Source organism: Synechococcus sp. H60.2 (assembly GCF_047462315.1).
GTDB lineage: Bacteria > Cyanobacteriota > Cyanobacteriia > Thermostichales > Thermostichaceae > Thermostichus.
In genome coordinates this window covers 12,279-26,105 of sequence record NZ_JANSIZ010000017.1, presented here as the reverse complement: position 1 = coordinate 26,105, position 13,827 = coordinate 12,279, and the positions used below count along the sequence as shown (strand labels likewise).

Below are 13,827 nucleotides of genomic sequence, written 5' to 3'. Positions count from 1 at the left end.
GCAGTTACACCTCTTTTCGCACTTGACCAAACTCTAATTCTACCGGAGTATCGCGCCCGAAAATCGAGATCAAGGCCTTGAGCTTGCCCCGCTCTGGGCTGACATCCACCACTTCGCCGTAAAATCCTTGGAAGGGGCCGGAGAGCACCTCGATGCGATCCCCAGGTGCCATGTCGATCTTGAGGGGCACTTCCTCCACCTCAACGCTGCTGAAGATGCGCTGGACTTCGCTTGGGCTGAGGGGCCGTGGCGTCACATGGCCCCGACCACGACCGTAGGCCCGCTTTTCTTCCGTGCCAACGAAGTTGATCACGTTGGGGGTAGTTTTCACCACCATCCAGGTGTCGTCGTTGAGATCCATGCGCACCAGCACATAGCCGGGAAAAATCTTTTCCTCTTGTTCCTGGCGCTTGCCGGATCGATCTAGCTTGAAGCCCGTCCGCTTCGGGATCACCACCTCGACAATCTGATCTGCCACATCCAGAGCCGCCGCCCGTTGCATCAGGGTGCTTTTGACTTTGTTTTCGCAGCCTGAGGCCACCTGCACAGCGTACCAGCGCAGGTTGCGACGACCTTGACTTTCGCCTTCTTCCCCTTCTGGCGCCGTGTCTACAGTCTCTAGGGGCTCAGGGTGGCCCCCACGGCGTTTCCACCGCTGCTCTGGCTTTGGGCTCATCACCTCACCTCCTCTCTCTGTCTGTCTGTATGCATGGGCCTCCCGTCCCCAAAAATGAATAGGGATCCCTGGCAGGGGCCATCTGAGAAAGGACCTCACGAGAACAGTTGAGTGGCCAGCCAGCCAAACAGTTGATCGACCAGGTAGATGAACGAGGCGAAGGCCAACACAATCAGTAAGACGCCCACCGATTCGCTAATCAGTTGCTGGCGGCTCGGCCAAACAATTTTGGCCAATTCCGCGCGGGTCTCCTGGAGGAAGCCGAGAATCCCCTTGGACTCAGGGGAGTTGTCCCTGGAGTGGCCCCGGCTGGCGGGATCCAAACGTTGTTCCGTATCGGCCTTGCTGGAAGAGGTGCTTTTAACCACGGCGGTATCTCCTGCTGGATCCCGAAAACGGTGCGCCACCTTTTGGCGCACTCAAGATCGGCTTAGCGATCTTAACAGATCTGTTGGGGGTGGGATCCCTCTCAAGGGGTGGGAGTGGGCTCAGGCGTCAGCACCCTCGGGGAGAGCACCAAAGGGCGGCGGGAGCGGTTGAATTGCTCTACCGCTGCGTCGATCCCGGCCTTGCTGTCCCAACGCGAGGCGGCATTTTGCCGGGAGAGAAACTCGGCGGCTCGCAGGAGGTCGTTCATGTCAATGCTGGTGCCGTCGAACAACTGGACGTTGCGGTCGCGGCGGATGGCCTCGTTGACATCTCCCCTTTGGGCCAAGGCAACCTCGGCGCTGGCCAGGATCCCCAGCAGAAGCAGACCCAGGGCCGCAGGGATCCCGCGCCGGGGGTTGAGGGGGGAGCGGAGACGGTTTACAAACATTGATCCTGTTCCTCCGCATCGGTGTGCTGCTCAGCTAGCCCCTCTGCCAGCAACTGTTGTTCTTCGGGCGTGAGGGGGCGTTTGGCCAACAGGTCTGGCCGCCTTTGCCAGGTGCGAACCAACTGCTGTTGCAGACGCCAACGGGCAATGGCTCGGTGGTCGCCTGAGAGAAGCACCGGCGGCACCTTGTGCCCTTGGAACTCCGGTGGACGGGTGTACTGGGGATACTCCAGCAGCCCCGTCTCGAAACTTTCGCTCCTCAGCGAGTCCATTTTACCAACTGTGCCCGGCAAGAGCCGCACCACGCCGTTGATCAAGGCCAGCGCCGGGATCTCCCCCCCCGTCAAGACAAAATCGCCCAGCGACACCTCGCGGGTGGCCAGATATTGGCGGATCCGCTCGTCAAAGCCCTCGTACTGGCCACAGAGCAGGATGAGCTGCGCCTTTTGGGCCAGCTCCCGCAGCAGCGCCTGGTTCAGCGGTTGCCCCTGCGGCGTGAGCAAGATGATCTCGTAGGGATCCAGGCGGGGCAGGGAGGCAACGGCAGCAAAAAAGGGCTCTGGCTTGAGCACCATGCCCACCCCACCCCCGTAGGGCTCATCATCGACCCGGCGGTGCTTGTCGGTGGCAAAGTCCCGCGGGTTGGTGCAGTGAACCTCGGCAATCCCCTGCTCCAGGGCTTTGCCCACCAGCCCGATGCGCAGCGGCGTTGCAAAAAATTCTGGGAAGAGGGTGATGACGTCGAACCGCACAAGACTTAGGACGAGGCAGAGGGAGGCTCGGTGCGCAGCCGCTCCAGATCCAGGCGCAAAGACTCGATCTGGTGGATCAGCTCCATCAGCTCGGCCATTTCTTCTTTGGAGATAGGGGCAGGGGAAGCCGTGGTCGGGGGGGCGCTTTCAGCAGGGGCGGGCCTCTCGCTCTCTGCGGCGGGGGCGTTGGCGGCTGGATCCCTGAGACTTTCAACGTAGCGAACGGCTTCCTGTTCGATCAGCTCCCCCTTTTGCTCCAGTTCTGCTGCCAGTTGCGCCAGATCCATCGAGAGGCGGTTGAGGTTTTCGGCCCGCTTTTCCGGGTCTTGGAGGATCTCCACCAGGGCAGTGGCCGCGCCGTAGAAAAGGTGGCGAGCCCGCGTGAACCAATCTGAAGAGCGAGAACTCATGGCAGCAGAAACAGGTGGGTTCTGAATTATTCTAGGCGATCCGCCCACCGGAACTGGCCCAGGACGACAGAGTGCCCGGCAGCCCAAGTAGGGATCCGTTCTCTGAAGTTTTGAGGAGAACCTGGGGATGGGGCTCAATCCACAGCTTGGATCTCGCCGCTGCTGAGGCGCTCCACAACCAATTCCAGCAGCTCGTGCTCTTCTGGGGAAATCTCTTGATCGGCCATGACGGCATTGAGGATCTGCTGTTGTTCAGCGCGGGTTAGGACCTTATCTGCCAAGGCCCGGTCAATCAAAGCTCTGAGCTCAGAGGGTTGAGGGGATTGCACTGTTTTGCTCCTAGCGCTCGAGGGCAAGGGATCCCATAATGATTTCTGGATCCAAGATGCAACAGATAGCAGCATACCCGTCAGTATAGCGAGACAGTGGTGGAACCCCAGGTATCCCCAAAAACCCAGAGCTTCCAACCGGTGGGGGTGATCGGCGGCGGGCAGTTGGCGCAGATGTTGGCTTTGGCGGCCCGCCCCTTGGGGATCCCGCTGATCGTGCAGGCCGCTGCCCCCACCGATCCGGCGGTGGCAGTAGCCGACGGTGTGGTCTGGGGTGCTGTGACGGACATTCAGGCCACAGCCCAGTTGCTGCAACGCTGCCCGGTGGTAACTTTTGAGAACGAGTTCATCCCGCTGCCGGAGCTGCGCAAGTTGGATCCGCAGGGATCCCGCTTTCGCCCTCGCCTGAGCACCCTAGAGCCGCTGCTGGACAAGTTGCACCAACGACAGTTCTTGGCGGAGTTGGGGGTGCCGGTGCCGGCCTTTTGCCCTGCGGAGACGGCAGACCTATCTGGGTTGGGCTTTCCGGTAGTGCTCAAGCGGCGGCGGCAGGGCTACGATGGCCAGGGCACCCGCATCCTGCCCGACCGAGCAACCTTGCAACAGGCTCTGGCCGAGTATGCCGGGATCCCGCTGCTGCTGGAAGAGTGGATCCCGTTTGAGCGGGAGCTGGCGGTGATCGTGGCCCGCGGGCTGGCGGGGGAGATCCAACTCTACCCCGTGGTGGAAACTGTGCAGATCGAGCAGGTCTGCCGCTATGTGCTGGCGCCCGCCCGCATTCCCCCGACTGTCGAGGCCGAGATTCGCGACCTGGCGGTCAAGGTGATGGACAAGTTGGACGCGGTGGGTGTGTTCGCCATCGAGCTCTTCTGGGTGCCGCCGCCCCACCCCAAGGCCGGGATCTGGATCAACGAGATCTCACCGCGGGTTCACAACTCCGGCCACTACACCCTGGAAGCCTGCCACACCTCGCAATTTGAGCAGCACCTGCGGGCCATCACTGGCCTTCCCTTGGGGGATCCCTCCCTCAAGTGTGGGGGGGCAGTGATGGTGAACCTCTTGGGTTATGAGCACTCCAGCAGTGACTATGCCCAAAAGCGGCAGCGTCTGGCGGGGATCCCCAATGCCACGCTGCACTGGTACCACAAAACCCCTGCCCGCCCCGGGCGCAAGCTGGGCCATGTCACGGTCTGTCTACCCCATCCTCCTTCTCCTGCGGAAGCGGCAGACCTTGTCCATACCCTCGAAGCCCTCTGGTATCCCCAGCCATGGATCCCACCTTTTCTCCAGCCATCCAAGCCCTGATCGCGGCCCTGCAACGGCGGGATGTGCCCGCGGTGGCGCAGCAGGTCAACAGCCTCTCTCCCCAAGAGCGTTCCGCGGTGTTGACCCCCGCTCTCCAATACCTTGCCGAGGTGGATCCCGACAGCGCCCGCTGGTTTGTTCGCCACCTCATGGCCCCCGCCGTCAAAGCCCAACTGCGAGCAGGGATCCTCAAAGCCGCCCAAGATTACCTACAAGAGGCCGGCTTCCAAGAAGGGATCGACTACGAGCTCAAGCCCCATCCCCAATCGGGGGGCCAGATCTTGAGCCTTAGCCGCCGAGCCCTGCCCTACGCCGCCCCGGATGACGATCCCTTTGGGCAGTTGTTGCTATCGGAGTTCTGCGAATTGCGGGACTAGACCACCATGGGTAGCACAAGTTATCGGCTGCAGATGCTCGACATCACCGCCCTGCCCCAATTGCTGGAGCTAGATCGACGCTGCTACGGCGGACACTGGGGGGAACAGGGGTATCGCGCGGAGCTGGAACGGCCCACCAGCACGGTGATTGGGGTTGTGGCGGAACCGGTTGCCGTTGGCGCTTCCTGTGGCTCGGGCCGAACAGAGTTCTCCCTTCCCTCTCCAGACCTCGCGACGCCGACGCAAACAGCACCAGCGCTGGTGGGCTTTGGCATCCTCTGGCGCATCGAAGAAGAAGGCCACATCATCTCGCTGGCGGTGGATCCCGGTCACCGGCGACAAGGCTTGGGCCGGAGGATCCTAGAAGCGCTCCTAGACCAAGCTAGAGCAGCAGGCTGTCGCTGGGCCACGTTGGAAGTGAGGGCTTCCAACCACGCCGCCATCCACCTCTATGAATCGGCAGGGTTTCAATTGCTGGGACGCCGCAAGGGCTATTACAACAACGGAGAAGATGGTCTGGTGTATTGGAAGAAACCGATTTAAGCTTAGGAAAAACCAACACTAAAGAACTGCAAAAGTTTTCCCCTATACACCTAAACCTTAAATTTTCTTGGGCAGAACCCCTGCAGCTTGGCTCAACCCTTGCCGCCTGTGGATAGATGTAAAGCTTTGTTTCAAGACCTGCCGTTTCTTTTGACATTTGAGGCTTTCTCCCAGACAAACCCAGCTTGCCCAAGGAAGCGCTTCAGGCTAACCTACTCTTATCATTTGTGCATCCTGAGCATTTCAGGCTGTGAGGGTAATTATGGACACCCCTGTAAACACTTTTAGAGATGAGACTGTCTCTTTTTTTGTCAATCTTTGGTCCAGGCTTGTCGATTTTATGCCCAATCTGCTGGCGGCGGTTTTCATCCTAATTCTGGGTTGGTTCGTGGCCACGGCGGTGGCCTTCGGCGTTCGGGGGCTGCTCAAGCGGACGCAGCTCGATAACCGCCTGGCTGCTTGGATTATGGGCCAAAAGCCTGGGGAGAAGCTGCCGCAAACGGAGCGTTGGGTGGCCGCTGCTGTTTACTGGATCATCCTGGCTTTTGTGTTGGTGGCGGTGCTGAATGCCCTACAGCTTCAGGCCGTCTCCGATCCGCTCAATCGGTTTTTAGGCGAAATCTTTGTCTATCTGCCGCGGCTGGGTGGAGCCCTGGTGCTGCTGGTGGTGGGCTGGGCGGTGGCCACGGTTGCCCGCCTAGCGGTCATTCGGGGGCTGCGGCGCTTTAACTTGGACGAGCGGCTGGCTCAGCCTCTCCAACAGGAGAGCGCTGCCGGTGAGGTGGGTACAGAAGCGGCCACAGAAGGAACGGCTGCAAAGTCAGAGGGGGGGGCTGAGGTCGCTCCTTTTCTCTTGAATGAAGCTCTGGGTGACGCCCTCTACTGGTTGATTCTCTTGTTCTTTTTGCCGCTCATCCTGGATACGCTGAACCTGCGGGGGCCGCTGCGGCCGGTGCAAAACCTGCTGGATCAAATCCTGTCGATGGTGCCGCGCATTTTGGGAGCGCTCATCATCGGTGGGGTGGGCTGGTTTTTGGCCCGCATTGTGCGCGGCCTCATCTCGAATTTGCTGGCGGCAGCAGGAGCCAACCGCTTGGGGGCCCGCTTTGGCATTCCCCAGTTGGCCCAGATTGTCGGGACGGTGGCCTACATCTTGGTGTTGATCCCGGCGGTGATTGCGGCTCTCAATGCTCTGGAAATCCGGGCCATCTCGGATCCGGCGGTGGCGATGCTGGAGCAGGTGTTGCGGGCCATTCCCCGAATGGCAGGATCGGCTCTGATTCTGGCCGTCTTTTACTGGCTGGGGCAGTTTTTGGCGGGCTTGGTGACCCAGTTGCTGCAGGCGGTGGGCTTTGACCGCTTGGCTGCTGGCCTGGGCTTGCCCTTGGCCCCTGCTCCTGAAGCGCCTGCCGCTGAAGGGGAGTTGGTGAAGCGGCGCACCCCCTCTGAAATTGCCGGCCTGGTGGTCTGGGTGGGCGTGGTCTTGTTCGGGGCGGTGCCGGCGGTGGAGCTGTTGCAGTTTGCTGCTTTAACCGACATCGTAGAGGGGCTGTTGCTGATTTCTGGGCGGGTGCTCATCGGCGCCTTGGTGTTCGGGATCGGCCTTTACCTGGCCAATTTGGCCCATTCCATGATCAAGAGCTTGGGCAACCCCTCTGCAGGCGTGCTGGCGCAGGCGGCGCGGGTGGCCATCTTGGTTTTCGTCGGCGCCATGGCCTTACAACAGATGGGTGTAGCCACCGACATTGTGGTGCTAGCTTTTGGCCTAGTGCTGGGCGCGATTGCCGTCGCGGTGGCTTTGGCTTTTGGTTTGGGAGGTCGCGATGTGGCTGCCGAGCAGATCCGGCAGTGGCTGAAGCGGGAGTGAAGAGGCCAAATCTGCTGGAGGAATTGCTCTTCCTACCCAAAGAGAGCAGCGCTTCTTAAGGAGTGGCCATGCCACCCATCCGATGGCCCCCTCAAGGTTAACCCTGTTTTGCTTGCAAATGTACCCCGCCTGGCAAAACGCTCGGCGGGGTCTTGATTTAAAAGTTGAGACTTTTTGCTTTGGGTTTAAGCTGCCTCCGAAACTTTGGCCTCTTCTGGCGTTGCTTCCTGCACCACGATCTTACCCCGGAACACCACATAGTTGTAGATGTTGTAGGACAAAATAACCGGGATCAAAAAGCCAATAAAGGTGAGCATAAACACCAGTGAACTGGGAGAAGCGGCTGCTTCGTAGATGGTGACGCTGGGAGGAATAATGTTGGGGAAAACCATAAACCCCAGGCCGATAAAAGAAAGGGCAAAGATTAAAAAAGTGTAAACCAAAACGCTATTTTCTTCTCGCCGCCGCAGGCTGCGCAGCAACAGAGCCACCAACAAAAGTCCCAAAACGGGGATGGCAGCAAAGATATAGAAAAGAGGAGGCGAGAAAAGCTGAGCGCGCGCCTGCTCCGACATGATGGGGGTGCTGATGGTGATAAACACTGCCCCCAGCAACGTTGTCCAGGTGGCAATGGTTGCTGTCTTGTAGTAGGTTTTCTGCAGCTCGCCGGTGGTCTTAACGATCAGATAGGCCGAGCCGATTAACACGTAGCCCTGGATCAAGGTAAGAGCCACCAACACTGTGCGCCAGGTCAGCCAATCCCAAGGGCTGCCGGCAAAGTGGCCGGCTTCGTCGACGCGGATCCCTTCGAAGACGCTGCCCAAGGCAAACCCCTGGCCCAAGGCCGCCAAAAAGCTGCCCACCCCGAAGGCGAGGTTCCACACCAGCTTGTTGTCGGCGTTCTCCCGAAACTCGAAAGAGACAGCCCGCAAGATCAGGCCCACCACCATGATCACCAGCGGAATGTAGAGAGCGTTGAGAATAGTGGCGTAGGCGAGGGGAAAGGATCCAAATAAGGATCCCCCCATCAACACCAGCCAGGTCTCGTTGGCATCCCAGACATTGCCCAGGCTGGTCATGAGAATGCTGCGGCGGGTCTCGCTAGAAGCCGTCAGGGAGAGGATGCCAACCCCCAAGTCAAATCCATCTAGCAGAACATAAAGGAAGAGGAAGAGACCGAGGATAAAAAACCAGACTTGCGGTAAAAACTGCTGTAAAGGCTCGAAAGATTCCATCGTCGTTCTCTGTAGTTTATTTCCGACCAGTTCGAGACATGATCCCCCTCACCCCCAGCCCCTCTTCTTCTGGGCCCTCACCCCCAACCCCTCTCCCTCTGGGAGAGGGGAGTTGGAAATCGACAAGTGGCTTGGCTGCTGTTGGATGAGGAGCCTGCGGTGTTGTCTGGGTTCTGTTAGGGCTGCACCGGTGCTAGCGAGCTTCTGCAGGACGGCGATCCGGCTCGTGGCGGGCAGGCTCGATCACGATCACCGGCTGGGTTGCCGGAACGGGGGCAGGCAGCTCCAGGTCAGGCCCTCTGCGGATGATGCGGCTGCCAAAGTAAAGGGCAGCCACGAAAAACACCGTATACAAAGCAGTCAGGCCGACCAAAGAAAACAGCACCTCTCCCGGCGGCAGCGGCGAAACGGATTCCGCGGTGCGCAGTTGTCCATACACAATCCAGGGCTGCCGGCCAACGCAGCGGACAATCCAGCCAGCCTCGACGGCAATGTATCCCAGGGGGCCAGCAAAGACCCAGGCCCACATCAGCCACTTCTGCTGGGAGAGGGCCTCCGCCGAGAGCTTGCCCCTCAACCACTGAATCAAGGTCACCCCCATAAGCCCGGCCAGAAACAGGCCAATGGCCACCATTGTCCTAAAGGAGTAGTAGATAAGGCCAATCATGTGGGGACGATTTTGGGGATCCCAAGCTTTCAGGCCCTGCACCGGTCGATCCAGCCTGGGCTTAAACTCCAGCAGATAGCCCAGCACACCGGGGATCTTCACCTCCCACTCGTTGCGCTCTTCTCGGTCGTTGGGCAGGGCTAGCAGGCTCCAATCGGCTCGTTCGCCGGCAGGGATCGTCTCCCACTGGGCCTCCATGGCCGCCAGCTTGGCCGGCTGATAGCGATACACTTGCTCTGCGCTCAAGTGGCCGATAAACACCTGCAAGGGGGCTACCACCAGAGCCATTGCCAAGACCACTTTGAGGGAACGGGAAAAAAACTCGCCGTGCCGCCGCTTGAGAATGTACCAGGCGCTGATGCCACCGATTACAAACAAAGAGGTCTCCAAAGTGGCAAAAAACATGTGCAGAAAGCTATTGACCATGAAGGGATTGACAATGGCTTGCAGGTAGTCGCGCACCACAAACTTTCCATTGACAAATACTCCCCCTGCCGGCGTCTGTAGCCAAGAGTTAGCCGTCAGGATCCAAAAGGTAGAGAGGTTGGCGCCGAAGGCCACCAGGATTGTCGAGATCCAGTGAATCACCGGCGGCACCCGCTCCCAGCCAAAGAGCATGATCCCCAAAAAGCTGGCCTCCAGCATAAAGGCCATCGTGCCCTCAAACCCAAGAACGGTTCCAAAGAAGTCGCCCACCGCCTCAGAAAAAGGGGCCCAGTTCATGCCAAATTGAAAGGCCATCGGCAACCCTGAGGCCACGCCGATACCAAAGTTCAACACATAGATCTTTGACCAGAAACGAGCGTGGCGATAGTAATCTAGATTGCGAGTTTTCAGCCAAAGGCCCTCTATAACAACAAGATAAATAGCCAGTCCCGTTGTTAAAACCGGCCATAGCATATGGAAAATGGCCGTGAGGGCAAACTGTAGTCGAGAAAGCGCGACGGTGTCTAGAAACATGATTGGCACCCAGTTTGGATGGATAAACTCAACTTTTCCCAACCCTCTCTGCTGCAGTTTGTGCAGGCCCACCTCCAGGTATGTTCGCTGCAGACATCCGTAGCCATTTGGATAAGGTGGGGAAGGCTATCTTTTTTGCTCCTCCTAGGATTGCATCTTGACCAGGATCAGCGATGGGCTGCTCGACTCTAAAGGTTAACTTTAGGATCCCGGGAGAAGAGGTTTTCTCCGTGTAAAGCGGACTACAGAATAAAGAGGGTTGCGAACTTGGCAGCCTGGGGATCCGCAATCCCGAAATAGCCCGTTGAGGGGCGGGGATAACGCCATGCAAATTTTCCTCAGGGCCTGCCAGAATTGGGATCCCGGCTTGTTGGAGATCCCAGTTGGCAGTGGGGGGTGGAAGATGTCGTTTGTCCCGCTGGTGCACTTTCTCGCCCAATCCGGCTTGGTACAAGAGTTGGCCGCCCGCTTGAGATCGCGGCAACAGGCAGCCATTCAGGGGGCAGGTCGGATCGCCAAGGGGTTGATGGCCTCGGCTTTGGCCCAGCAGGAGGGGAGATCCCTGCTGGTGGTGACTGCCACTTTGGAAGAAGCAGGCCGCTGGACGGCGCAACTGGAGGGCATGGGCTGGGAGAGCGTGTACCTTTATCCCACTTCTGAGGCTTCCCCCTATGAGCCGTTTGACCTGGAGCCGGAACTGGTGTGGGGACAATTGCAGGTGCTGGCTGATTGTCTCCAGGGCAGAAAGGGCATGGCCGTTGTGGCCACGGAGCGGGCCCTGCAACCCCATCTTCCCCCCCCAGAAGTGTTTCAGGCCTTCTGCCTCAAGCTGGAACCTGGCCTGGAGCTGTCGCCGCAGCAGTTGGGGCAGCAGTTGGCCCGGCTGGGCTACCAGCGGGTAAGCCTGGTGGAAAGCGAGGGGCAGTGGAGCCAAAGGGGCGATATTCTCGACATTTTCCCGGTGGCCTGCGAGTGGCCGGTGCGCCTGGAGTGGTTTGGCAATGAGCTGGAACGGCTGCGGGAGTTCGACCCGGTAAGCCAGCGCTCCCAAGATGGGATCCCTTCTGTCTGGCTGACCCCCACCGGCTATGGGCCCATGCTCTGGCCAGCGCTGCAGGAAAAGATGGAGCAGCTCTCCCCCGCCCTGCAGCAGCAGGGATCGCCTCCCCCAGAAGGCCTGCGCCGTTTTCTCGGCCTGCTCTACAATCCACCGGCCAACCTGCTGAGCTACTTGGATCCCAATACCTTGATCCTGATCGACGAGCCGGAGCAGTGCCAGGCCCACAGCCGGCAGTGGCTAGCCCACGCCGAGGAGCAGTGGCAATTGGCCCAGGCTGCTGAGCCGGCTCTAGTGCCCTTCCACCGCCCCTTTGATCTTGAGGCCGCTGAGTGGGATCCCTTCCCCCGCCTGTTGGCCCGTGCCTTTGCCCCTGCTGGCGAGGGGGAAGCTGTCCTCGACCTCAAAAGCCGGCCTGTCCCTGCCACTCCCCACCAGTTTGGATCCCTGGCCAAAACCCTGCGCGAGTACCGCAAGCAACACTTGCAGGTGTGGATCCTCTCCGCCCAGCCCTCCCGCACCGTGGCTCTGCTGCAGGAACACGACTGCCCGGCCCAGTACGTGCCCAACCCCAAAGATTTTCCGACTATCGAGCGCCAGCTCCAGTCCTACACGCCGGTGGCCCTGAAGTACTCCGGCCTAGCGGATCTGGAGGGGTTTCTCCTGCCCACGCTGGGGTGGGTGGTGCTGACCGACCGCGAGTTTTTCGGCCAGCACAGCCTGGCCACCCCCACCTATGTGCGCAAGCGCCGCCAGGCCAGCTCCCGCCAGGTGGATCCCAACCTGCTCAAGCCGGGGGATTTTGTTGTTCACAGGGCCCATGGCATTGGCCAGTTCCTGCGGCTGGAAAGCCTCACCATCGGCGGCGAAACCCGAGAATATCTGGTCATTCAATACAGCGATGGCCTGCTGCGGGTGGCTGCCGACCAGGTCAACTCCCTCTCCCGCTACCGGGCTAGCGGTGATGGCCCCCCCGCGCTGCACAAAATGTCCGGCAGCACCTGGGAAAAGACCAAGCAAAAAGTTAAAAAGAGCCTGCAAAAAGTGGCCCTTGACCTGTTGGAACTCTATGCCAAGCGTGCCCAACAGGAGGGCTATGCCTTCCCGCCCGATTCTCCTTGGCAACAGGAGCTGGAAGACTCTTTTCCCTATCCTCTGACACCGGATCAAATTCGCGCCGTCCAGGAGATCAAGCGGGATATGGAGTCTCCCCGCCCCATGGATCGGCTGCTGTGCGGGGATGTGGGTTTTGGCAAAACGGAAGTGGCTATCCGTGCCATTTTTAAAGCCGTAACCGCTGGCAAACAAGTAGCTCTTTTGGCGCCAACCACCATTCTCACTCAGCAGCACTACCACACTCTCAAAGAGCGCTTTGCCCCCTATCCCATTCAAGTGGGCTTACTCAACCGCTTCCGCACTCCCGACGAGAAAAAAGAGATCCTGGCCCGCCTCAAAAGTGGTGAACTGGATGTCATTGTGGGCACCCACCAGCTTTTGGGCAAGGATGTACAGTTTCGCGATTTGGGCCTTTTGGTCATTGACGAAGAACAGCGCTTTGGTGTCAACCAAAAAGAGAAAATTAAACTCCTCAAAACCCAGGTGGATGTGCTCACCCTTACGGCTACTCCTATTCCCCGCACGCTGTATATGGCCTTGTCGGGGTTGAGGGAAATGAGCTTGATCCAAACTCCCCCGCCCTCGCGGCGCCCGATTAAAACTCACCTCTCCCCCTACAATCCTGAGGTCATTCGCACGGCTATCCGCCAAGAGTTGGATCGCGGCGGGCAAGTCTTTTATGTTGTCAACCGCATTGAAGGGATCGAAGAGACCAGTGCCAAATTGCGGGAATGGGTGCCCGGCGCCCGCATTGCCATTGCCCATGGGCAAATGCCGGAAGGAGAGCTGGAAGCGACGATGCTGGCTTTTAACAACGGGGAAATCGATATCCTGGTCTGCACCACCATTATTGAGTCGGGTTTGGATATTCCCCGTGTCAACACCATTTTGATCGAAAATGCCCAGGAGTTTGGGCTGGCTCAGCTTTACCAATTGCGAGGGCGGGTGGGCCGGGCTGGGATCCAAGCCCATGCTTGGCTGTTCTACCGAGAAGATGGCATCCTCACCGAAGAGGCCCGCAAACGCCTGCAGGCCATTCAGGAATTTACCCAACTGGGATCTGGGTATCAATTGGCGATGCGGGATATGGAGATTCGCGGCATTGGCAACCTGTTGGGCACGCAGCAATCGGGGCAGGTCAATGCTGTGGGCTTCGATCTTTATTTGGAGATGCTGCAAGAGGCCATTCGCGAAATTCGTGGCCAAGAGATCCCGCAGGTGGAAGATACGCAAATCGACCTCAATGTCACCGCCATGATCCCGCAAAGCTATATCCCCGACGAAGATCAAAAGATGCAGGCCTATCGCCAATTGGCTGCTGCCGGCTCTCGGGTCGAGCTGTTGCAAATTGCCCAGGAATGGCAGGATCGCTTTGGCCCCCTGCCCAGGCCTACCCAGGAGCTGCTGCGGGTGATGGAGCTGAAGATTTTGGCCCGCAGGCTGGGCTTTTCCCGTATCAGGCCGGCCAAGGAGCATGTCCTTTTGGAAACTCCCATGGAGGAGCCCGCCTGGAACCGCCTCAAGGAAGCGCTGCCCACTCACCTACAGCCTCGCTTTGTTTACCAGCCGGGCAAGGTGACGGTGCGGGGCCTGGGGATGGTGCCTGCGGCGCAGCAACTGGAGAACCTTTTGCAGTGGCTGGACAAAATGAGCTTAGCCCTGAGCCGGATAGAGGCCGGGATCCCAACAGCCACTTAGTCCTGGCTGCGGGGCGGG

Annotated in this window: 13 protein-coding genes; 5 read left to right on the top strand and 8 right to left on the bottom strand. The window is 59.2% G+C overall.

Annotation, left to right across the window (positions count from 1 at the left end; all coding sequences use genetic code 11):
- Nucleotides 1-4: 4 nt before the first annotated feature.
- From nusG to NW845_RS04345, 6 genes are all read right to left on the bottom strand, one after another.
- Entirely contained in the window at nucleotides 5-676 is a 672-nt protein-coding gene (gene nusG / locus NW845_RS04370; protein WP_414377053.1) for a transcription termination/antitermination protein NusG, read from the bottom strand.
- Between the two features lie 95 nt (nucleotides 677-771).
- Nucleotides 772-999 (bottom strand): preprotein translocase subunit SecE, encoded by a 228-nt coding sequence (gene secE, locus NW845_RS04365; protein ID WP_414365355.1) that lies wholly within the window; start codon nucleotides 997-999, stop codon nucleotides 772-774.
- 146 nt (nucleotides 1,000-1,145) lie between these two features.
- The gene (locus tag NW845_RS04360) at nucleotides 1,146-1,493 is read right to left on the bottom strand and encodes a hypothetical protein (RefSeq protein ID WP_414377052.1); all 348 of its coding nucleotides are present in this window, start codon (nucleotides 1,491-1,493) and stop codon (nucleotides 1,146-1,148) included.
- Nucleotides 1,484-2,245 carry a tRNA (guanosine(37)-N1)-methyltransferase TrmD gene (trmD, locus tag NW845_RS04355; RefSeq protein WP_414365353.1) on the bottom strand — a complete coding sequence of 254 codons (762 nt, stop codon included), beginning with the start codon at nucleotides 2,243-2,245 and terminating at the stop codon, nucleotides 1,484-1,486. The genes NW845_RS04360 and trmD overlap by 10 nt, the downstream gene beginning before the upstream one ends.
- 5 nt (nucleotides 2,246-2,250) lie before the next feature.
- Nucleotides 2,251-2,655 carry a hypothetical protein gene (locus tag NW845_RS04350; protein WP_414377050.1) on the bottom strand — a complete coding sequence of 135 codons (405 nt, stop codon included), beginning with the start codon at nucleotides 2,653-2,655 and terminating at the stop codon, nucleotides 2,251-2,253.
- 134 nt (nucleotides 2,656-2,789) lie between these two features.
- Complete coding sequence (locus tag NW845_RS04345) at nucleotides 2,790-2,984, bottom strand: hypothetical protein (protein ID WP_414377048.1); 195 nt, start codon at nucleotides 2,982-2,984, stop codon at nucleotides 2,790-2,792.
- A gap of 99 nt (nucleotides 2,985-3,083) precedes the next feature.
- On the opposite strand from NW845_RS04345, the gene NW845_RS04340 reads away from it, so the two are divergent.
- The 4 genes from NW845_RS04340 (at nucleotide 3,084) to NW845_RS04325 (ending at nucleotide 7,076) form a co-directional block, all read left to right on the top strand.
- On the top strand, nucleotides 3,084-4,289 hold the full coding sequence (locus tag NW845_RS04340) for a 5-(carboxyamino)imidazole ribonucleotide synthase (protein ID WP_414377046.1): 1,206 nt from the start codon (nucleotides 3,084-3,086) through the stop codon (nucleotides 4,287-4,289).
- On the top strand, nucleotides 4,253-4,666 hold the full coding sequence (locus tag NW845_RS04335; protein ID WP_414370844.1) for a hypothetical protein: 414 nt from the start codon (nucleotides 4,253-4,255) through the stop codon (nucleotides 4,664-4,666). The genes NW845_RS04340 and NW845_RS04335 overlap by 37 nt, the downstream gene beginning before the upstream one ends.
- 6 nt (nucleotides 4,667-4,672) lie before the next feature.
- The gene (gene rimI, locus NW845_RS04330) at nucleotides 4,673-5,209 is read left to right on the top strand and encodes a ribosomal protein S18-alanine N-acetyltransferase (RefSeq protein WP_414377044.1); all 537 of its coding nucleotides are present in this window, start codon (nucleotides 4,673-4,675) and stop codon (nucleotides 5,207-5,209) included.
- 340 nt (nucleotides 5,210-5,549) lie between these two features.
- A complete protein-coding gene (locus NW845_RS04325; RefSeq protein ID WP_414377042.1) occupies nucleotides 5,550-7,076 on the top strand; it encodes a mechanosensitive ion channel in 1,527 nt (508 codons plus the stop codon).
- A 185-nt stretch (nucleotides 7,077-7,261) separates the two neighbouring features.
- On the opposite strand, the gene cydB is transcribed toward NW845_RS04325, so the two are convergent.
- Both cydB and NW845_RS04315 read right to left on the bottom strand, forming a co-directional pair.
- Nucleotides 7,262-8,311, bottom strand: a complete 1,050-nt coding sequence (gene cydB, locus NW845_RS04320) for a cytochrome d ubiquinol oxidase subunit II (protein WP_414377041.1) — start codon at nucleotides 8,309-8,311, stop codon at nucleotides 7,262-7,264.
- Between the two features lie 193 nt (nucleotides 8,312-8,504).
- On the bottom strand, nucleotides 8,505-9,938 hold the full coding sequence (locus tag NW845_RS04315; protein ID WP_414377039.1) for a cytochrome ubiquinol oxidase subunit I: 1,434 nt from the start codon (nucleotides 9,936-9,938) through the stop codon (nucleotides 8,505-8,507).
- Nucleotides 9,939-10,341: 403 nt separating this feature from the next.
- On the opposite strand from NW845_RS04315, the gene mfd reads away from it, so the two are divergent.
- Nucleotides 10,342-13,809 (top strand): transcription-repair coupling factor, encoded by a 3,468-nt coding sequence (mfd, locus tag NW845_RS04310; protein ID WP_414377066.1) that lies wholly within the window; start codon nucleotides 10,342-10,344, stop codon nucleotides 13,807-13,809.
- Nucleotides 13,810-13,827 lie beyond the last annotated feature (18 nt).

Coding starts and splice junctions, on each gene's coding strand:
- nusG (WP_414377053.1), bottom strand. CDS start 676: ATGAGCCCAAAGCCAGAGCAGCGGTGGAAACGCCGTGGGGGCCACCCT.
- NW845_RS04360 (WP_414377052.1), bottom strand. CDS start 1,493: ATGTTTGTAAACCGTCTCCGCTCCCCCCTCAACCCCCGGCGCGGGATC.
- NW845_RS04350 (WP_414377050.1), bottom strand. CDS start 2,655: ATGAGTTCTCGCTCTTCAGATTGGTTCACGCGGGCTCGCCACCTTTTC.
- NW845_RS04335 (WP_414370844.1), top strand. CDS start 4,253: ATGGATCCCACCTTTTCTCCAGCCATCCAAGCCCTGATCGCGGCCCTG.
- rimI (WP_414377044.1), top strand. CDS start 4,673: ATGGGTAGCACAAGTTATCGGCTGCAGATGCTCGACATCACCGCCCTG.
- NW845_RS04325 (WP_414377042.1), top strand. CDS start 5,550: ATGCCCAATCTGCTGGCGGCGGTTTTCATCCTAATTCTGGGTTGGTTC.
- cydB (WP_414377041.1), bottom strand. CDS start 8,311: ATGGAATCTTTCGAGCCTTTACAGCAGTTTTTACCGCAAGTCTGGTTT.
- NW845_RS04315 (WP_414377039.1), bottom strand. CDS start 9,938: ATGTTTCTAGACACCGTCGCGCTTTCTCGACTACAGTTTGCCCTCACG.
- mfd (WP_414377066.1), top strand. CDS start 10,342: ATGTCGTTTGTCCCGCTGGTGCACTTTCTCGCCCAATCCGGCTTGGTA.